Origin of the sequence: Nocardia sp. NPDC101769, assembly GCF_044766925.1 — a bacterium.
GTDB lineage: Bacteria > Actinomycetota > Actinomycetes > Mycobacteriales > Mycobacteriaceae > Nocardia.
In genome coordinates this window covers 24,176-43,550 of the sequence record NZ_JBIWMX010000009.1, presented here as the reverse complement: position 1 = coordinate 43,550, position 19,375 = coordinate 24,176, and the positions used below count along the sequence as shown (strand labels likewise).

Sequence of the window (19,375 nt, the reverse complement as noted above, 5' to 3'; positions counted from 1 at the left end):
TAGTTCGACCGCACGCGGATTCGCAGAACACCGCGGGCGACGGTGCCGACGGGCTCGACCGGGTTGGCTGCCTTGCCTTCGGCGGCGATGCCCGATCGAGCCCGCACGACGCCGCTATGCGGTCGAGCCGTGGAGAGCGGGTGCGCCGAACCATCGATGCAGGGCGTTCCGGAGGCTCTCCCGAGCAGCCGGGGTGACGTCGTCGGTCGCCCAGGCCACGTAGCCGTCCGGCCGGATCAGCAGTGCTGCGACGGGGGCGTCGGTGGCGGTGGCGGCGATGGGTGTGACACGGTCGGTCCAGCCCGCAGTGGCGGCGACCGGATCGAGGGCGGTGTCGAAGGTCACCAGGAGGGGGCGGGCGTCGCGCAGGAGTTCAGCGATCCGGGTTGGGCCGCCGGCTGTTTCGAGGGCGCAGTCGGGGAAGAAGTAGCCGGACAGCCGATGGTCGTCGCCGACGTCGTAGCGGATGTCCGAGCCTGCCAGCAGCCCGGCGATATGGGCGGCCGCTGCCGGGAGCCGCAGCAGCTCGCCGAAAAGCTCTCGGAGAGCGGTGATTTCCGGACCGGGGGAGACCAGAGCCGCCTGGGAGAGCGAGTACATCACCACGCGCTCGGCCACCGGGTGGCGTTCGGACTCGTAGGTGTCGAGCAGGCCCTCGGGGGCCCAGCCCCGGATTTCGGCCGCGAGCTTCCAGCCGAGGTTGACGGTGTCCTGCAGGCCGAGGTTCAGCCCGGGGCCGCCCATCGCCGAATGCACGTGTGCGGCATCGCCGAGCAGGAGGACGGCGCCCTGCCGGTAGTGCTGCGCTACCCGGGTGTTCTGGCCGATCGTGCGGCGCAGCGTGTGCGGACCCGGGCCGGGCGGCGGCGTGATGGGCAACGGGGCGCCGAGGACGCGTTCGACGCTCTCGCGCAGTTCCTCGAAGGTCAGGGGCTCGTCGTCGGAAAACTGCTCGCCGCCTTGGAATTCCATGGTTCCGATGATCGGCCGGCCCGGATCGAGTTCGGCATAGATGAAGATGCCGCGTTCGAGCCGATGATGGCCGAGTCCGAACCGGCCCACCCCGGGAATCTCGATGCCGCCTTCGCCGGAACGGAACTCGCCGGGCAGGGTGGCATGGCCGACCCGGCTGACGTGCCCGTCGGAGGTGATGCCCGGGAATTCGATCCCGATCCGCTTGCGCACCAGGCTCTTTCCGCCGTCCGCCGCGACCAGGAAGCGGGCGGTCAGCGGGTAGGGCCCGTCGGGCGAGGACACCGTGACGGTGACTTGGTCGCGGGCGGGTTCGATGCCGGTCAGCTCGTGTCCCCAGCGCAGGTCCACGCCGAGGTCGATGGCGCGCTTGGTGAGGATTTCCACCATCTCCGGCTGCGGCTTGAAGACGACGTGCACTGGATTCGGTTGTACGGCAGTGAGATCCAGGGGCAGGCCGCCGAAGATGTAGCGCGGCGTCGGGGCCGGTGCGGACGGACTGCCGCTGAACGCGCCGTACAGCCCCCGCATATCCAGGACCCGGACCACCTGCCCGGCCAGGCCGTTGGCCTTGGGTTCGGGGCTGGGTGCGGGTAGTCGATCCAGCACGATCGGGCGGAGGCCGGCGAGTGCGAGTTCGCAGGCGAGCATCAGACCGTTGGGTCCGGCTCCGGCAATGACGATGTCGACGGTGTTTTCGGGCATGGCAAATAAACCTCTTGTCGTTGAGGGTATTTGGAGAAACCGGCGAGAGCGGCGCTGCTATGCCGGTGGTTGCGGCAGGCCCGCCGCGAGCGCGGTCAGGGCCTGCCGGAGCAGATGGGTGACGGGGACGGTCGGGGCCGTGCGCACATAGACCTCGAAGGCGGCCTGCAGTGCGGCGCCCGCCGCCCCGGCCACCAGCCGGGGGTACAGGTCGAGTTCTGGGTCGGTGCCGGTGCGTTCGGCGATGGCGGTGATGAGGTTGTCCTCGACACCCTTGGACAGCAGGGCCCGAGTCTCGGGGGCGGCCACCAGTTTCCGGACCTCGGCGAGCTCCGTGGCGGAGGGCAGATACCCGGGCGACTCGGCGAGTTCCGCCTCGAGCGGCTCGAGCAGTGCCGCCGTAAGCGACTCCCACAGCGGCTCGTTCGCCGGGCGGGAGCGCAGAATCTCGACGGCGCTGCTGATTCGGGCCAGGTGCCGGTAGGCGAGCGCGTCGTACTTGCCGGAGAAGTAGTTGTTGAAGGTGCGCACGGACACTCCCGCGCGGGCGGCGATGTCCTCGCGCACCACGTTCTCCAGGCCGCGCTCGAACATGAGCTGAAGTGCCGCATCGCTCAAGGCTTTGCGGGTGTCGAGCTTCTTGCGTTCGCGGAGACCGAGGGGCTGTTCGTCCGGCATGACTCCAGTATGCGCAAAACATGCCCAATGGGCAATATTGCTCGCTGGGAAATTTTTGGCCGCTACTCGTGGCCCACGTGTCGGCGGCGTGGCTTAGGCTCCCGGGGATTCGGAAGGAGCGTGACGTGCGACGAGGTTGCGGGGTGGGGCGGTGAGCAAGCGCGGCTGGTTGCTGTTCCTGGGCATGGGTGTCATCTGGGGTGTGCCGTACGCCATGATCCGGGTCGCGGTGCGGGATTTCGATCCGGTGTTCGTGGCCTTCGGGCGGACCCTCCTGGGTGCGCTGGTGCTGTTGCCCATCGCGCTGTCCACCCGGGTGCTGCGGCCGGCGCTGCGGCACTGGCGCTGGGTGCTGGCGTACACGATCGTCGAGATCACCGGTCCGTGGCTGCTCATCGGGCGTGCCGAGACCAGGCTGACCAGCTCCACGGTGGGCCTGCTGATCGCGGCCGTGCCCCTGATCGCCATCGTGCTCACCACCCGCCTCGGGCACGAGCGCCTCGACCCGCGGCGCATTCTCGGCCTGGTGATCGGCTTCGCGGGCGTGACCGCCCTGGTCGGTCTGGATATCGACGTCTCGAATCTGGGTGCGCTGGCGGCCATCGGCGTGAGTGTCATCGGTTACGCGCTGGGTCCGATCATCATCGACCGCAAGCTGGCCGAGCTGCCGCCGATCGGCGTGGTGACCGGTTCGCTGATCTTCGCCGCCGCCATCTATCTGCCGTTCGCGCTGTGGCGCATGCCTTCTCGCTTCCCGGCCGGGGCGAGCTGGTCGGTGGTGGGCCTGGGCCTGATCTGCACCGCGCTGGCCTTCGTGGTCTTCTTCGCCCTGATCGGCGAGGTCGGCCCGTCGCGCGCCACCGTCATCACCTACATCAATCCCGCGGTGGCACTGCTGATCGGCGTCTCGCTGCTGGACGAGTCCCTCACCGCGGGCATGGCGATCGGCTTCCCGCTGGTGATCCTGGGCTCGATCCTCGGCACCGCCCGGGCCCGGGTGCGGCCCGCGGTCGAGCCCGCGCCGGCCTAGCTCGGTCGGCCGCGATCTTCGGCCGGTTGCGGCCGGCGCCGACCCGGGCACAGCGGTTCTTTCGTATGCTCATTGTTAGCGAGTGGGGGGAAGTGCTGGATCTCGATGGTCCGGCAATGGAGGAAGGTCCTCACGGATGGACGGTCGTGAGGTTGCAGACATGGCGCGGGAATGGTCGGCGGCCCTGGTCGATTGCGATGGCGTGCCGGCATCGGTGCCGGACGATATCGGCCAGTTGACGACAAGATGGATCGTCGAGCTGGAAGCTGCCTTGTCGGCTGAGTCGTTCGACCCGTCGCCCGCATGCCGAGTCGGGGTCGAGATGGTCCAGTCGAACCTGACGGTCCCCGCCATGATGACCCCGACCGCGGCGGTGCTGGCCGGTTTGCTGGAGCGGTCACAGCGGCCGGATCGAGCACAGCGGTTCGGCGCACTCCTGGGAGAGCTGGGCCGCGGCTACACCACCGAGCTGCTGGACGTCCACGCCCGCAGCCAGGAGGCTGCCGAGCAACGCTTCCGCGTGGTGTTCGACAACGCGGCGGTGGCTATCGCGCTCTACGACGACTACGGCATCACGCTCGAGGCCAATGCCACGACGGCACGGATGGTCGGGATGAACCAGGAGGACCTGCCGGGAGTGTCCGCTCTGGACTTGATGCACCCCGAAGACCGCGACAAACTCCGTCACGCGGTCGTCGGTTTGCTCAAGCGCAGAGACGGCACCGCGTACTTGGAAGGCCGCTTCTGTCGCCCCGACGGCAGCGTCTGCTGGGGTGCATGGACGATGACGCTGGTGCACGACGCGGACGGACGTGAGGTGCGCGTGCTCGCCGTCGGGGAGGACATCACCGAACGGCGGGCTATGCAGCAGAAACTGTGGTGGGAGGCCCGTCACGACCCGTTGACGGGTCTGCCGAATCGTCTTTACCTGCTCGAGCAGTTGGAGGCCATTGTCGCGGCGGCCCGGCCCGACGATCACATCGGTTTGTGCTTCCTCGATCTCGACGGGTTCAAGCTGATCAACGACCGCTACGGCCACCACGCGGGAGACAGCGTGCTGGCGGAGGTCGGCCGCAGGCTCGACGCGACCCTGACCTCGCCCACGGTCACGCCGGCCCGTATCGGAGGAGACGAGTTCGTCGCGCTACTCGCACCGCCCTGCGACGACGACACAGCCCACGCGGCCGCCGAGACCATGCTCGCGACACTGCGAGACCCGGTTCCGGTCGGTCCCAGCGATCTGCTGTCGATCTCGGCCAGCATCGGCGCCGTTGTCACCCCGGTTGCCGGCGCGAATGCCGAAAAGCTGTTGGACGACGCCGATGCCGGCCTGTACCGCGCCAAGGCCGCCGGCCGTGGCACCTGGGTACTGCACCGCACCGACAACGGCCCCGCAGCCGGGCAGTAGGCCATGGCCGACACGTGGGTGTCCGACGGCTATGAGAGCGCGCTGGGGCAACTCTGGTGGCCACTGGTCCGCTGTTCCTCTGGCGCAGCACGGTATTCGAGCAGGTGGTGACGATCGGGAGCCGGCTCACTTCCGACTGGGCGGTCGGTTTTTGCCTCGGGAGGAGAATCGAGAGCCGTTCGGGGATAAAGGTTTTGCCGCGATAGTGTGCAGGCATGCGGGTGGGCGGCCAAGATATGCGAGTGCGCACGAAATTCTCCAGCGAGCTGATAGCGCTGACCGATGAGCTCGCGCATATGGCGCGGCTGACACATGAGGCCTCCGAGCGGGCCGCGGCGGCGCTCCTCGGCAGCGACCTGACCGCCGCCTACGAGGTGTTCGCGCTCGAAGAGCAGGTGGAGATCGAGCACGCGAAATGTGAGGACCGGTCGGTCATCCTGCTCGCCCTGGAGGCGCCGGTGGCCCGCGACCTGCGCCAGGTGGTGACGGCCATGCAGATCGCCGACGACCTGCTGGCGGTCAGCCGCGCCCTGAGCCGGGTGGCCGATGTAGTGGTGCGCCGCTACCCGAATGCGGTGGCCCCGCAGCACGTGCTCGACCTGCTCGCGGAAATGTCCGCCGCAGTCACCGATCTCACCGATCTGGCGGGCAAAGTCATTGCGGCACAGAACCCGCCGCGCGATCGCGCCCTGGTGCCGCGCGACGAGAACCTGGAGCGGCTGCGCGGCCGGCTGGTGGAGCTGGCGGCCGATGATGACTGGCCGCACGGGTCGGCCATGGCCATCGACATCGCCTTGCTGGCCCACCACTACGAGCGCGGGGCCGACCACTGCGTGCGCATCGGGCGGCTCATTCGCTTCTTCCACACCGGTATTCCGCTCTACGCGCAAACGGAGGCGTAACCACCACCTCGTGTGAGGGGCCCCGATCGGCGGGAGTAGGCTGCTCGAATTGCTTCATGGCGAGGTCTTTTCGAGTAGTACCGCACGCACGGACAGTCGAAATCCGACAAGGGCCCCAAACATGACCAACATCTCCACCCAGACATCGGTGTCCACCCCGCCGCAGGTGGCGGCGCCGGTCCGGGTCGCCCCGGCACCGAGCGACAGGGCAGCGCCGATCGAGAGAACGCTGTCGCACCGTCAGATCATGACCATCCTGTCCGGCCTGCTGCTGGGCGTCTTCCTGGCGGCGCTGGACCAGAACATCGTGAGCGTGGCGATCGTCCGCATCGCCAACAGCCTGCACGGCTTCGACAAACAGGCCTGGGCCACCACGGCCTACCTCATCACCGCCACCATCTCGACGCCGCTCTACGGCAAGCTCGCCGACATCTACGGCCGAAAACCCTGCTACCTCATTGCCATCGGCGTCTTCGTGATCGGCTCGGTATGCTGCACCTTCGCGACCTCCATGTACCAGCTCGCGGGATTCCGTGCGCTGCAGGGCGTCGGCGCGGGCGGGCTCATGTCGCTGGCCTTCACCATTATCGGCGATATCGTGCCGCCCCGCGAAAGGGTCAGGTACCAGGGCTATTTCATGATGGTCTTCGGCATCGCCACGGTGCTGGGACCGGTCCTGGGCGGCTTCTTCTCCAATGCCGACCACCTTCTCGGGCTCGCGGGCTGGCGCTGGGTGTTCCTGGTGAACGTGCCGATCGGGGTGCTGGCGCTGCTCGTGGTCGGCAAGGTGCTGGACGTGCCTTTTGCACGGCACCGCCACCGCACCGACTGGCTGGGGGCGATAACCCTTGCGGCGGGCACGGTTCCACTGCTCATCGTCGCTCAGCAGGGCCGCGACTGTGGCTGGGGCTCCCATCGCGCGCTGCTCTGCTACGGCATCGCGGCGGCCGGTCTGGTGCTGTTCCTGATCGTCGAATTCCGCATGAAGGGCAGCGCGCTGATTCCGCTGCGGCTGTTCGCGAATCGCACCTTCAGCATCGCCATCCTCGGCGGGTTCATCGTCGGTGTCGCCATGTTCGGCGCGATCGTGCTGGTGCCGCTGTATTTCCAGGTGGTACGCGGATATTCGCCCACGCGCTCCGGGCTCTTCATGCTGCCGCTGGTGGTGGGCATCATGCTGGGCGCGCAATTGTCCGGGCTCATCACCAAATTCACCGGGCGCTACAAGGCGCTGCCGATCCTCGGCTCGCTGGTGATCGCCGCCGGGTCGGTGCTGTTCGCGTTCGTGCACTACGACAGCCCGCTGTGGCAGCCGCTGCTGTACTGCGGCATCATCGGTTTCGGCCTCGGTGGGTGCATGCAGACGCTCATCATCGCGGCGCAGAACGCCGGGCCGCACTCGGATATGGGTGTGTCCACCGCGTCGGCCACCTTCTTCCGGCAGATGGGCGGCACGCTCGGCGTCGCGGTGTTCCTGACCATTCTGTTCAACCTGCTGCCGCGCAAGATCCTGGCGGCCTTCGGCGGACAGCTGCCCCCGGGATTCGACGCCGGGCAGCTGGGCCGGATCCAGAGCAACACCAGCGGTATCGCGGCACTGCCGGACCAGCTGCGCGTACCCATCCTGACCGGCTTCACCCACGCCATGGGCGGGGTTTTCTTCGTGGCGGCCGCGGTGGCGGTGGTGGCGGCGTTCGTGCTCACGTTCATGAAAGAGATTCCGCTACAGGATGTTCCGACGCCGGTCGTGGAGGAGATCGCCGAGCCGGAACCCGAACTCGAGCCCGAGCCGGAATTCCATTTCGTCGAGCGGTCGGGGCTGTCGGTGTCGGGGTGTGTGCACCGCGAGGACGGGCAGTCGGTGCCCGACGCCGTGCTCACCCTCATCGACCAACGCGGACGCCAGGTTTCGCGAGCCGTCGGCGAGCCCGACGGCGGCTATGTCATCGGGGTTCCGCGGGCGGGCGGCTATGTACTGATCGTGTCGGCGTTCGGGTATCAGCCCGCCGCGGTGACCATCTCGGTCGGCCGCCGTCCGCACCGCCTGGATGTGGCCCTGCTCGGATCCGGTGAGGTGTCGGGCGTGGTGCGGTCGGTGGGACGCGGTGCGCCGCTGGGCGATGCGACCGTCACCCTCACCGACGCGTTCGGTGACGTGGTCGGCTCGACGATCACCACCCCGGAGGGCGATTTCATCTGCCGCGGCGTGCTGGCCGGCACCTACACGCTGGTCGCGGTGGCCGATCACATGCGTCCCTCCGCGGTCACCCTGACCGTGCCCGACAGCGGAATGCTGCGCCACGACATCGAATTGGCGCCGCGCGCGGTGCTGGCCGGATCGGCCTGCGACGACCGCGGGCACGGTGTGCCCGATGCCCAGATCACGGTGCTGGACGAGGCCGGGGATCTGATCGCCGTGACCCGCACCGACGACACCGGACGCTATGCCGTGCCGGATCTGGCGGAGGGGCGCTACACCGTGATGGCCCGGGGATATCCGGCGGTGTTCAGCCGGGTTACGGTCGCCGATGGCGAGGTCGCCCACGATGTCCGGCTGGGCTATGAGCGGGTGCAGTCGCCGGAGCGGGAGCGCTGGGAGTCGGTGGATCGGGTCTGAGCCGGGCCGGGAGAGGTTGCGAGTAAGGATTGTTTCAATTCACCGCACGCTACGGTCGTGTCGCTGTCAGGTTTCCGATCTGAATACGGTACAACATTCGGTATTGGGCTGGTTGAGGGGAGAACTGACATGAATACCTCGCGTGCACTGCTGACCGTGGCCGCCCTCGCCGCTATCGTGCCCGCCGCCGCCCAGGCCGCACCCGCCTCCCCCAAGACCGGCGCAGCCGTCAACGAGTATGTGGCCCTGGGCGATTCCTGGGCCGCCGACGCCACCCTGAGCCAGCTCACCACCGCCTTCACCCCGGCGCCCTGCGTGCAGAGCGTCCACAATTACGCCAAGCAGGTCGCCGCGGCCCTGGCCGTGCCGGTGTTCCGCGACGCCACCTGTGCCGGCGCGGTCACCGCCGACATGACCCGGCCGCAGCACACCGCACTCGGCGACAACGCGCCGCAGTTCGACCGGTTGACCGAGAACACCGACCTGGTCACCCTCGAAATCGGCGGCAATGACGCCGATCTCGCGGCCACCGTCACCGACTGCATCACAGTCGATCCGGCCATCAGCCCGTGCCTGAACGAGATGGTGGTGAACGGCGCCGACCGGATGTCGCAGAACATCGCCCGCACCGAATCCCGGGTGGCCGTCACCATCGCCGGCATTCGTGAGCGCGCCCCGCACGCCCGTATCCTGCTGCTCGACTATTTCGAGGGCATCGGCCTCGTCGGCGGCTGCTGGCCGGAGATCCCCATCTCCGACGCCGACGCCATCTGGCTGGGACAGAAGCTGATCGAACTGCACGACATGCTCGGGCGAGTGGCCGCCGAGACCCGAGTCGAGTTCGTCGACACCTACGACGGCAGCTCCGGGCACGACGCCTGCCAGCCCGTCGGCACCCGCTGGGTGGAGGGGCTGCTGCCGTTCTCGGGCAGCCCGGTCGGGCTCGCGGTGCCGTTCCACCCCAACCAGCTCGGCGCGGACTACCAGGCGCGGCGGGTCCTCGAGACCCTCGACGCCACGTCCTGACCCGACGTTTCCGTTCCGTCAGCGGCGCGGGGTGATCGATACCCGGTTGTCGTGGAACACCGCGCCGCCACCGAAGTCCGAATCACGTTCCGCGACCGTCGCATTCACCGTCGAACCGCCGGAGTGCTTGGCCCAGCGGCCCTTCGTGGTCGCGGCGACACCGGGCCGGACCCGGTCGGAGACCTCGGCGACGGCCTCGAAGGAGCCGCGGTCGTTGTGGACGGTGACCGGATCGCCGTCCGTGATGCCGCGCGCTGCCGCGTCACCGGGATGCAGGGTGACGGTCGGTTCGCCCGCGCGCCTGCGTAATTCGGGATCGATGCCGAAGCTGGTGTTCAGGAAGTAGTGCGACGCCGCGGAGATCAGCACCAGCCCGTCGCCCGGATCGGCGGGCGAGGTGTACCCGGCCAGCGGATCGTGGCCCGCCCGCGCGGCGCGGTCCGACACGAACCGGAGCTTGTCCACGGGCACCGGGCGCGGATCGATCTTCAGGAAGCCGTCGGCGCGCAGCCGGTCGACGTCGTACTGTTTCAACAGCTGGTTCGCCAGGTCCTCATCCGACTCGTACAGCGCCGGTTCGGTCAGCCCCAGGCGTCGGGCCAGCCGGCGGAAGGTCTCGGTGGTGGGCAGACATTCGCCGGGTGGGGAAACGGCCGGTTCGTTCCAGACCAGATAGAGATTGCCGTACGCGGCCAGCACATCGAGGTGCTCGGGTTGCATGGTGGCCGGGAGGACGATATCGGCGTAGTCGACCGTGTCGGTCGGAAAGTGTTCCAGGACAACGGTGAACAGGTCCTCGCGGGACAGGCCCTCGATCACGCGGCGCTGATCGGGATTGGAGCCCACCGGATTCGCCGCGATCACGAACAGCGCCTTGACCGGCGGCCCGTCGGTGTCCAGCAACACCTCGCCCATGCGGGTCATGGACAGGGTCCGAACCGGATGCGGCAGCAGGTCGAACCGCATCAGCGCCGGGGTGTCGAGCCGGAAGTGCCCGCTGGTCGAATAGTGCAGTCCGCCACCGGGAATCGCCCAGTCGCCGGTGACGCCGGGCAGGCAGGCCAGGGTGCGCAGTGCCATCCCGCCGCCCGCGTGCCGCTGCATCCCCTGCGAGGCGCGAATGGCCGTGGGCCGGGTGCGGGCGATGCGTTCGCCCAGGGCCACGATGCGTTCCACCGGCAGCCCGGTGATCTCGGCGACCCGCTCCGGCGGGTACTGCGCGATGCGGTCACGGAATTCGGGCCAGCCCTCGGTGCGGGCTTCCAGGAATTCGGTGTCCTCGGCCCCCAGCCCTACGACGACGTGCATGAGACCCAGCGCCAGCACCGCGTCGGTGCCGGGGAGCGGGGCCAGGTGCTCGTCACACCGTTCGGCAGTGCGGGTGCGCACCGGATCGATGGCCACCGTGTACGCGCCGCTGTCCTGGATGAACTTCCAGACATGATGGCCGGAGCTGAGCGGATTGGTGCCCCACAGCAGGATCAGCCGCGACTGCGCCAGCTCCTCCGGGTCCATGCCGCCCGCGGTGCCCAGGGTGTATTTCAGCCCCGTGCTGCCCGCGATGGAGCAGATGGTCGGGTCGTGCAGGGAGGCGCCGAGCGCATTGAAGAATCGCCGGCCGGAAAAGCCCTCCAGTCCTTGGATGTAGCCGAGGCTGCCGGTGCCGTGGAAGGGCCAGACGGCCTCGCCGCCGTACTCGGTGATGATGCCGGTGAGCCGGGTGGCGATCTCGTCGAGCGCCTCGTCCCAGGTGATCGGCTCGAAGCGGCCCTCGCCCTTGCGGCCGACCCGGCGCAGTGGCCGGGTGAGGCGCTCGGGAGAGTGGACCTGGTCGAGGTAGCGGTTCACCTTCACGCACAGTGCGCCCCGGGTGACCGGGTGCTCACGGTTGCCGCGCAGGCCGGTCGCCCGGCCGTCCTGTACGTCCACCACCCAGGAGCAGGCGTCCGGGCAGTCGAGTGGGCATGCTCCGAGAACCTTCACCCGATCGATCGTAGGCAGGTCCGCGCGGGCGCGCGAAAGGCGAGCGTACGGCCGGTTTCCGGGTGCGACACGCCTATGCTGTCATGTGACGACACGCGTTCGAGCTGGGGTACTCTCGGCGCGCGGCTAATCAGCCGCAACAGGAGTGCGGGGGCGGAAGTGCGCGGTGGAATGGGAGATTCATGATCACCCCCGGCCGAGGTCTCGTCGGTGTCGTCTCGGGATGTGCGGCGCTGCTGACCGGATGCGCTCACTCCGGCCATACCGATGCCGCGCACGCACACCAGTCGAGCGAGATGGCGTCCACCGATACGGGCGAGATGCAGCGCAGCGCCTTCGTCACCGCCTGCGCGGGGACCTCGGCGGGCTGGCAGGCGACGGCGGTGGTGAGCAATCGGGATGTGGTGGAGCACCGGTATCTGGTGGTGATCAGTTTCATGTCACCGGAGTCCACCGATCTGGAACGAACACGCACCGAGGTACTGGTGGCGCCGGGCTCGACGCAGGGCTTCACCACGGAGACGCGGCTGGATCCGGTGTCGCGGCCACAGACCGTCCGGTGTGTGCTGCGCGGGGTCGAGCAACTCTGACCGATACTCGCGAATCGGGCGACCGGGCGGTCGCGCTGCCTCGAAAGTTGCGCGGGGACAGGGGTGGACGCTTAGGATCACCAGCGCCGGTCATGCTCTGTGGGCCGCACCAGTAGGAATAGCTGACGGTTCACTGGCTCTCGGGCGGTGACCATGTGCGTTCTCCGGATGTGGATTTGTCGGTGCCATGGTGCATGCTCTTGGCACGCAGATGTCCGCCCCGTCCGCCCGGAGTGCCCCATGTCGACCCGTACCAAGCCACAGCCCTTGTCGGATACCGAAATTCGGCAGATCGCCGCGGAAATCGACGCGGGCCGGCCACCGATGGTGTGGTTCACCGCGGTGGCGGTCGGTGTCCCGGAAGGCCGTTCCGGAAAGGTGATGTCCCTCGGGGATCCGTCCGAGGGGGATTTCCTGCAGGTGAAGCCGACGGGCTCGAAGGATGTGCTGTCCTTCGGTCCCACCGAGGTGACCCTGACCAAACCGGCCCGGCAGAACCCGGCCAAACCGGCCGGAGCTCAACCGAAAACGGCAACCAGGAAGGAACCCACCGTGACGATGTCGTCTCCCGTGACGATGCCGGCCACCGCGCCGAGCGCTTCGCCCGCTCCGGAAGCCAAGGTCGAGACCCCGCAGCCGGCTGCGGATTCCGCGCCCGAGGCCAAGGCCAAGCCCGCCGCGTCGCGTCCGGCCCGCAATGCCGCCAGCACCGCCGCCGCGAAGAAGCCGAAGACTCCGGAGGTGACGGTCACCCTCAGCGGCACCGCCGAGGGTGAGTGGACCCTCGATGTGGTGAACGGCAAGAAGCGCACCATCAAGGGTCTGCCGGTCACGAGTTCCGCTGTGGCCCAGGCCGCCAAGATTCTCCATCCCGAATTCGCCGAGGTCGTCGACTCCATCCACGAGTCGGTCCGTGCCGCCCAGCATGCCAAGGTCGCGCAGCTGCAGGCCGAACTCGAATCGGCCCGTCGGCTACTCGAAGACCTGGCCTGACGAGATTCCGCGCGGGTAATTCCGCCGCGAGGACCAGTGGCCCAACCCTTTTCGTGTGGGGCTGGGCCGCTTCCGGGTCACACCGCGGATTCGCGCTGCCAGGTGCGAGGACCGGATTCGGGACGGTTGCGGCGTAGGTCGTCGTGGAAGATGTAGCCGAGGGAGTATTCCTTGGCGTGGTACATGGCCGAATCCGCCTCGCGCAGTAGCTCGTAGACCGTGGTCTCGGTCTCACGCGGCTTGGTGCAGGCGATTCCGATGCTGGCCGCGATGCGCACCTCGGCCGCGCTCAGCTCGAACGGTTCCCCCAGGGTGGCCAGCAGCCGCTCCGCCAGCTGGCGGGCCTGCTGCTGTGCCAGCGGGGCGAGCACCACGAATTCGTCGCCGCCGTAGCGGGCTGCCGCGTCATCGCGGCGGATCACGCGGCGGATGCGGGCGGCGGCATTGGCGATGAGTTCGTCACCCACCGCGTGACCGTAATTGTCGTTGACCCGCTTGAAGCCGTCGAGGTCGATGAACAGCAGGGCCAAAGGCTGTCCGGCCCAACGCTCCCGATTACGATGCAGCGCCCGCAGCAGGGCGGCGCGGTTCAGGAGTCCGGTGAGCATGTCGTGGTCTGCCTGATACTGCGCGCGCCGTTCGCTGCGGGCGCTGCGTTCGATGGCGCGTTCACTGCGTAGCAGTACGCCCGCTAGTAGTAGGGCGAACAGCGAGGACACCACCACGCGGTCGAGTGTGTCGAGGCTGGAGCCCACCACCGGCACCAGCGAGGCCACGATCATGACGATGGCGATGATGCTGGCGCGCTGCCGGGACCGGTGCGGATGGATGTCGCGCGGCTCGCCGAGGACCACCATGCTCGGGTGCAGGGCGGCCGCGCCGATCAGCGTGAAGCCCAGTTGCAGTGGCAGCAGCTGGATCTGACGGCCGAAGACCGCCGAGCCCGCGGTCTCCAGGTTGTAGGCCAGGTCACCGGCCAGAATCACCAGCATGGCCAGATGCACCAGGCGCAGCGAGGTTTCCGAGCGCGCCGAGGTGATCACCGAGTGCACGATCACGGTGAGCAGCAGGGCGTCCACGATCGGATCCGCGACCGAGGTGATAGTGGCGAAGTGGGTGTGGTGCGTCATGTGCAGCACCGGTGAGATGAGGAATGTCCACGACAGCAGCAGCGCGCCCAGGCCGATCAGCCCGGAGTCCAGTAGCAGATCGTGATCGGCGCTGTTCTGCCGCGGGCGCAGCCACAGCACCGCGGCCACGCCGACGCAGCAGTACCCGCTGAGGGTGAACAGATCGTCGAAGGGGTGGCGCTGCGATTCCGAGATGTGGCGCAGCCCGGTGCCGATGGCGAATTGCACGGCGGACGCGGACAGCAGATACCAGGGCAGGGGATGGCGGGGGCGGTACCTGCGCACGCCGAGCCCGATCATGGTGAGGCTGATGGCCACCGACACGAACAGGGTGCCCAGGGTCACCGCGCGGGTACTGACCACCATGGGCAGGCCGAGAATGAGTACGCCACCGATGAACAGCACGGTGCGCCAGCAGATTTTGAAGCGCGGACCAGACCGTTCGGCCGATTGTGCGTCTGTTCCCACCAGCCCCCCTTGTCCGAGCAGTACTCGAAAAGACACCGCCGATCATCAACCGAGTGTTGCGGTACGAGCATAGGTCCCGCGCAGCGGTGGCAGAGTGCCCGGTAGAGAAAGGCGCTGCCACTATCTGGGCAACCGAACCGATCATGACATGAAAACGGCCGCTCCGGAGCGGAGTTCGGCGAACCCGTAGGACCGCTTTCCGCGAGACTCGTTATGCTCCCCAGCGAATCGAACCGTACGGCCTGCGCGACCCTGTGAACGGAGCCGGAAGTGGAATCGACGGCGGGACGCTGGTGGGCCCCGGGCCGGGTGAATCTCATCGGTGAGCACACCGATTACAACGACGGCTACGTGCTGCCAATGGCCCTGCCGCTGGGTGTCACCTGCACCGCGGCGGCCGGACCGGGTGGTGTGGTGCGGCTGAGATCCCGGCAGGCGCCCGGTGACTCGGTCGACACCACCACGGCCGCGCTCGGCACCGGCGGCTGGTCCGAATTCCCTGCCTGGTCGCGCTACCCGCTCGGCGTCGTCCGCGAATTCGAGCGCCGCGGCCACAAGGTGTCCGGCGTCCACCTCGACCTCGACGGCACCGTCCCGATCGGCGCGGGCCTGTCCTCCTCGGCCGCTCTGTCCTGCTCGGTCGCCATCGCCCTGCGGGACCTGTTCGCCCCCACCACCACCGATACCGAGCTCATCGACATCGCCCGCACCGCCGAAAACGTCTACGCCGGCGTACCCACCGGCACCCTCGACCAGTCCGCTTCTCTCCTCTGTACCCCGGGCCACCTCCTCTTCCTCGACACCCGCACGGGAGCCGCCGAACAAATCCCCTTCGACCTGGCCGCCTTCGGCCTGACGCTGCTCATCATCGACACCGGCACCCCCCATCGCCTGGTGAACAGCGACTACGCCGCCCGCCGCGCCGAATGTGCCGCCGCCGCAGCCCAACTGGGCGTCCCCGCCCTCCGCGACATCCCCTTCGCCGCCGAAGCCGACCGCCTCACCGACCCGCTCCTCCGCCGCCGCGCCCGTCACGTGATCACCGAAAACGCCCGTGTCCTGCAAATAGCCGAACAATTGCGCACGGGCGCCGACCCTCGCACCATCGCCCCGCTCCTCACCGCCGCCCACCAATCCCTGCGCGACGACTTCGAAGTCTCCTCCCCACCCCTGAACATCGCCGTAGAGACGGCCCTGACCGCCGGCGCCCACGGCGCCCGCATGACCGGCGCCGGCTTCGGCGGCAGCATCCTCGCCCTCACCGACCGCGACGACACCCCCACCATTGTCACGGCCATCCGAGAATCCTTCGCCGCCAAGGGATTCCCCCCGCCCCGCGACTACACGGTGACCCCCTCCGCCGGCGCCCATCGCCTTCCTGGACCCAACGTCGTGTAAGAGGCCGCGCGCTGTGCATCCAACTCGTCGTTGGAGGCTGTCCGCCGTAACAGGATCCACGTACGCCGGACTCGAGCGGTAACCCTCCGCCGGGCAACGCGCTGTTCATCGCGGCGGCGAAACCATAGTGCGTGTGGGTCATTCGCCCGGTTTCGGTCAGTGCGGCGGTAGGTCAGCCGTGAACAGAGACCGCTGGCGTTGTTGTCGTCCAGATCGGTGTAAATGCTGACGGGACGCCGTTTCGTTGGTTGTGACCACGGTGCCGCCGGCCGATCGTGAAGACGGTGGATCGGTCGGCGGCAACGGGTTTCGGGCTACTTTGCGGCCGTGATCGACGGCTGGGTGATGGTTGTGAAGTACTGGACTGCGGCGGCGATGGCTACCGGGGCGGTTACGAAGAGCTGGCCGGCGATGGTGCCGAGGAAGCCTACGGCGGCTGCGCCGACGAGGCAGCCCGTGCCGGCTGCGCCGAGGAGCGGGACGAACATGGCGGCGAGGACGCCTGCGGAGCCGAGGGTGACCAGGCCGGCGGCTCCGACGGCGCCCAGTAGGCAGCCGAGAGCCGCACCGCCGAGGCCGCCGGCCAGGGTGCCGACGGTGGCGCCCATGGAGAGGGTGCTGGTCATGCGGTTCCAGGCGGCCTGTTCACGCTCGTAGTCCGACTTCCAGGGGGCGCTGTTCTCGAAGGGCAGCGCGACCGGCTGGTACACCGCGTGCGCGGCGTCGAACTGCGGGGTGAGCGTGGCGACGCGGTCGTGGACATCGGCGGCGATCGGGAAGACGAAATCGTCAAGCCGGAACGACAATTCGGTGCCTGCGACCGTGGTCCCGTCGGCGGCCTCGATCTTCAGCACACCGTTGTCCACCACCAGCGACCCGGCATCCGTGCGGATGGTCAGGTCCCTCTCGCCGGTGGTGGCGGTGTAGTTGATGACACCCGCGTCGGACTGGGCGGGTGCGGCGTTCACGGTTCCGGCGGTGACCCCGAGCGCGGTCGTCACGAGGGCGGCGGACACGGCGAACTTGTTGAGCTTCATGAGGTTTCGTCTTTCGTCAGTGCGGGTCAGGGTCCGCACGAATGGCGCGGCTCTGCTATGCGCGTGAGTCGCGAAAGGATGTGACCGGCCGGCGGCACGGCCCGGAGGCCGTGTCGCTCAGCGGTTCTCGTGGACTAGGCGGTGGCGCGCAGGCGGGCTCCCACACCCACCAGCACGTCGATCACCAGGAAGCCCAGCAGTGGAATGCCGATCATGGGCGCGAACCAGCCGACCACCGCGGCGGCCGCTGCCAACGGCGCCAGGACGATCAGCGGGGTCTGCGCCAGTGCCCGGCGCGGGGCCTTGCCCGCGCCGAGCCTCGACTCCTTGGTCGGGCGGCGCCGCCACCACATGAGGTAGCCGCGCACGATCACCGTGACCAGCCCGGCCATGATGACCAGCAGCAACAGCTGATTGGCCAGGCCGAACATCAGGCCCATGTGGAACTGGATGCCCCAATTGGTGAGCTTGGCCATGAGCGGCCAGTCGGAGTACGGCAGCTTGTCGGTGACATTGCCGGTCACGCCGTCCACCGCGATGGCGTCACGGGTGTACTGGCCGGGGCGGCGCAACTCCTGCGCCACGAAGGCCATGCCCCCCTTGGCCGGAATGCCGATCTCCAGGGGCCCGGTCAGGCCATTGGCCCGGGCGACGCCGTACACGGTGTCGACCAGTGCCGCCTTGTCGGCGGGAGGCATGGCCGCGGCCGCACCGCCACCGTGGTGATCGTGTTCACCGCCCGCGGACATGGCCGGACCGGTCGACCCGGGCAGCTTGGCGCTCACCGCAGGCGTGGTCCAGCTCATCGCCTGCCGCAGCTGGGTGACGTTCTCACCCGCGTACTTCGACCAGGTCATACCGGTGGCCGACAGCAGCAGGAGCACCGGCAGGATCCAGACACCCACCACCGCATGCCAATTCAGTGTCCGGGCTCGCGGCTGCGACCGATCCGGCCGCAGCAGCCAACCGGCCGAACGCTTCTCGCGCCGCGCCCGCACCCGCCGATACCAGAGCATCAGCCCGGCCAGCGCCACCAGCCACAGCCAGGAGGCCGCGATCTCGCTGTAGTAGCGGCCGAACGTGCCCAGGTGCAGATCCTTGTGCAGCTGGTCGATCCAGGTGCGCATGGGCAGCGCGCCCGAGCTGCCGTAGACGACGCTGTCGCCCACCGGCTGTGCGGTCACCGGGTCGACGAACACCGCCCGCCGCTCGGATTCGCCCAGCGACGGATCGCTGAAGAGCACGCGCGTGGTCTCACCGGCCTGCTGTCCCGGGGCCACCGCCACCAGTGCCAGGTTCGGCTCGGCCGCCTGCCCGGCGGCGACCTGCTCCCGCAATGGCTTGGCCGGCCCGGTCGAATCGGTGTGCAGCAGGCCGCTGGAGGTGATGGTCTCCAGCGTCGGCGAGATCGCGTACAGCGCACCGGTCACGGCCGCGATCAGGATGAACGGCGCCACGAAGACGCCGGCATAGAAGTGCAGTCGCAGCATGAGCGCCTGAAAGGCATTGCCCGCGCGGCGTTTCGGTGGCGGCCCGGACGGCGGCGGCGGCTCCGTCGTCCGGGTATGGGAGGGCGGCGGTGTCGTATCGACACCGCTGTCAGTGATTGTCACCAGCGATCTTTCGGGTTCGAGGGAACACCCGGGAACACGCGGTACCGGGGAGCGAACACGTCGAGGCGACGCATGTCAGGGCACACCATGACCCCCTCATGGTGCGCACGCGACTGCCACCGCGTGCGCACAGCGGTCATGGGGATGCCCGGACGCGCATGACGCCACCGCGACGGCCGCGGGCGTACAGCGAAGTCACACGATGCGAAGGTCCGTGTGCCCGGGTGTGAAAGAAGGGAATCAGCCTCGAACGAGCGCGGGCGGTCCGCGAGTGCGGAATACGTCGGCCGCGAAGATACGCAGTACGACCAGGTCCCGGTGCGGGATGGGCAGCAGCGGCTGCCCGGTGAGCACCGGCAGTGAAATCGGCAGCGGCAGCGCCCAGGACAGCACCGTGGTGCCGATCCGATAGGCCGCCTCCGCGCCCAGAATGACCACGGCGGCTGCGCACGCCGCCACGATGTGCGCGGCCAGCATGGCAGGACTCCACATCGAGGCATTGTGATGGTGATGGTGCATGCTGCCCGGCGAGCCCCACATCATGCTGAAATGACCCAGGAATTGCCCGCCGATCAGCGCGACCAACAGCCCCAGCGCCGTGGTGCGCAGCGTGTGCACGCTCGCGACCACCGCGCCGACCGCCGCCGAGGCGGCGACCAGTAGCGTCAGCGGACCGGACTCCAGGGGCGCGGCCCCCGAGATCCAGCCGTGCGCGGCCACCGCGAGCGCCCCGGATACCGAACCGGCCGCCCCACCGCGCAATCCGGCAGCATCGCTGCGGGAATGCGCTGTAGAGCGGCCGGATTCGATGGTCACGCGCTGATA

General features: G+C 68.6%; 15 protein-coding genes. 8 read left to right on the top strand and 7 right to left on the bottom strand.

Annotation, left to right across the window (positions count from 1 at the left end):
* Positions 1-114: 114 nt before the first annotated feature.
* Together ACIRRA_RS16685 and ACIRRA_RS16680 are read right to left on the bottom strand one after the other, a co-directional pair.
* Positions 115-1,677 carry an FAD-dependent monooxygenase gene (locus tag ACIRRA_RS16685; protein ID WP_402768270.1) on the bottom strand — a complete coding sequence of 521 codons (1,563 nt, stop codon included), beginning with the start codon at positions 1,675-1,677 and terminating at the stop codon, positions 115-117.
* Between the two features lie 57 nt (positions 1,678-1,734).
* Complete coding sequence (locus tag ACIRRA_RS16680) at positions 1,735-2,355, bottom strand: TetR/AcrR family transcriptional regulator (protein ID WP_402768267.1); 621 nt, start codon at positions 2,353-2,355, stop codon at positions 1,735-1,737.
* A gap of 151 nt (positions 2,356-2,506) precedes the next feature.
* On the opposite strand from ACIRRA_RS16680, the gene ACIRRA_RS16675 reads away from it, so the two are divergent.
* The 5 genes from ACIRRA_RS16675 to ACIRRA_RS16655 all read left to right on the top strand — a co-directional run bounded on the left by ACIRRA_RS16675 (position 2,507) and on the right by ACIRRA_RS16655 (position 9,338).
* Positions 2,507-3,385 (top strand): DMT family transporter, encoded by an 879-nt coding sequence (locus ACIRRA_RS16675; RefSeq protein ID WP_402768264.1) that lies wholly within the window; start codon positions 2,507-2,509, stop codon positions 3,383-3,385.
* 160 nt (positions 3,386-3,545) lie between these two features.
* On the top strand, positions 3,546-4,793 hold the full coding sequence (locus ACIRRA_RS16670) for a diguanylate cyclase domain-containing protein (RefSeq protein ID WP_402768262.1): 1,248 nt from the start codon (positions 3,546-3,548) through the stop codon (positions 4,791-4,793).
* 242 nt (positions 4,794-5,035) lie between these two features.
* Positions 5,036-5,695 (top strand): phosphate signaling complex PhoU family protein, encoded by a 660-nt coding sequence (locus ACIRRA_RS16665; protein ID WP_402768259.1) that lies wholly within the window; start codon positions 5,036-5,038, stop codon positions 5,693-5,695.
* A 121-nt stretch (positions 5,696-5,816) separates the two neighbouring features.
* The gene (locus ACIRRA_RS16660) at positions 5,817-8,312 is read left to right on the top strand and encodes an MFS transporter (RefSeq protein ID WP_402768256.1); all 2,496 of its coding nucleotides are present in this window, start codon (positions 5,817-5,819) and stop codon (positions 8,310-8,312) included.
* A gap of 129 nt (positions 8,313-8,441) precedes the next feature.
* Positions 8,442-9,338, top strand: a complete 897-nt coding sequence (locus ACIRRA_RS16655) for an SGNH/GDSL hydrolase family protein (protein ID WP_402768253.1) — start codon at positions 8,442-8,444, stop codon at positions 9,336-9,338.
* Positions 9,339-9,356: 18 nt separating this feature from the next.
* Here the strand turns inward: ACIRRA_RS16655 and ACIRRA_RS16650 are convergent, their stop codons facing one another.
* Positions 9,357-11,321 (bottom strand): molybdopterin-dependent oxidoreductase, encoded by a 1,965-nt coding sequence (locus ACIRRA_RS16650; RefSeq protein WP_402768250.1) that lies wholly within the window; start codon positions 11,319-11,321, stop codon positions 9,357-9,359.
* Between the two features lie 182 nt (positions 11,322-11,503).
* Between ACIRRA_RS16650 and ACIRRA_RS16645 the strand changes: the two genes are divergently transcribed.
* The gene (locus tag ACIRRA_RS16645) at positions 11,504-11,911 is read left to right on the top strand and encodes a hypothetical protein (RefSeq protein ID WP_402768247.1); all 408 of its coding nucleotides are present in this window, start codon (positions 11,504-11,506) and stop codon (positions 11,909-11,911) included.
* Between the two features lie 240 nt (positions 11,912-12,151).
* On the top strand, positions 12,152-12,904 hold the full coding sequence (locus ACIRRA_RS16640) for a DUF6319 family protein (protein ID WP_402768244.1): 753 nt from the start codon (positions 12,152-12,154) through the stop codon (positions 12,902-12,904).
* A 77-nt stretch (positions 12,905-12,981) separates the two neighbouring features.
* On the opposite strand, the gene ACIRRA_RS16635 is transcribed toward ACIRRA_RS16640, so the two are convergent.
* Entirely contained in the window at positions 12,982-14,502 is a 1,521-nt protein-coding gene (locus ACIRRA_RS16635; protein ID WP_402768242.1) for a diguanylate cyclase domain-containing protein, read from the bottom strand.
* Between the two features lie 270 nt (positions 14,503-14,772).
* On the opposite strand from ACIRRA_RS16635, the gene galK reads away from it, so the two are divergent.
* A complete protein-coding gene (gene galK, locus ACIRRA_RS16630; RefSeq protein WP_402768239.1) occupies positions 14,773-15,900 on the top strand; it encodes a galactokinase in 1,128 nt (375 codons plus the stop codon).
* Positions 15,901-16,214: 314 nt separating this feature from the next.
* Here the strand turns inward: galK and ACIRRA_RS16625 are convergent, their stop codons facing one another.
* From ACIRRA_RS16625 to ACIRRA_RS16615, 3 genes are all read right to left on the bottom strand, one after another.
* On the bottom strand, positions 16,215-16,937 hold the full coding sequence (locus ACIRRA_RS16625; RefSeq protein ID WP_402768236.1) for a hypothetical protein: 723 nt from the start codon (positions 16,935-16,937) through the stop codon (positions 16,215-16,217).
* A gap of 134 nt (positions 16,938-17,071) precedes the next feature.
* Entirely contained in the window at positions 17,072-18,427 is a 1,356-nt protein-coding gene (locus ACIRRA_RS16620; RefSeq protein WP_402768698.1) for a PepSY-associated TM helix domain-containing protein, read from the bottom strand.
* 363 nt (positions 18,428-18,790) lie between these two features.
* A complete protein-coding gene (locus ACIRRA_RS16615; RefSeq protein ID WP_402768233.1) occupies positions 18,791-19,366 on the bottom strand; it encodes a hypothetical protein in 576 nt (191 codons plus the stop codon).
* Positions 19,367-19,375 lie beyond the last annotated feature (9 nt).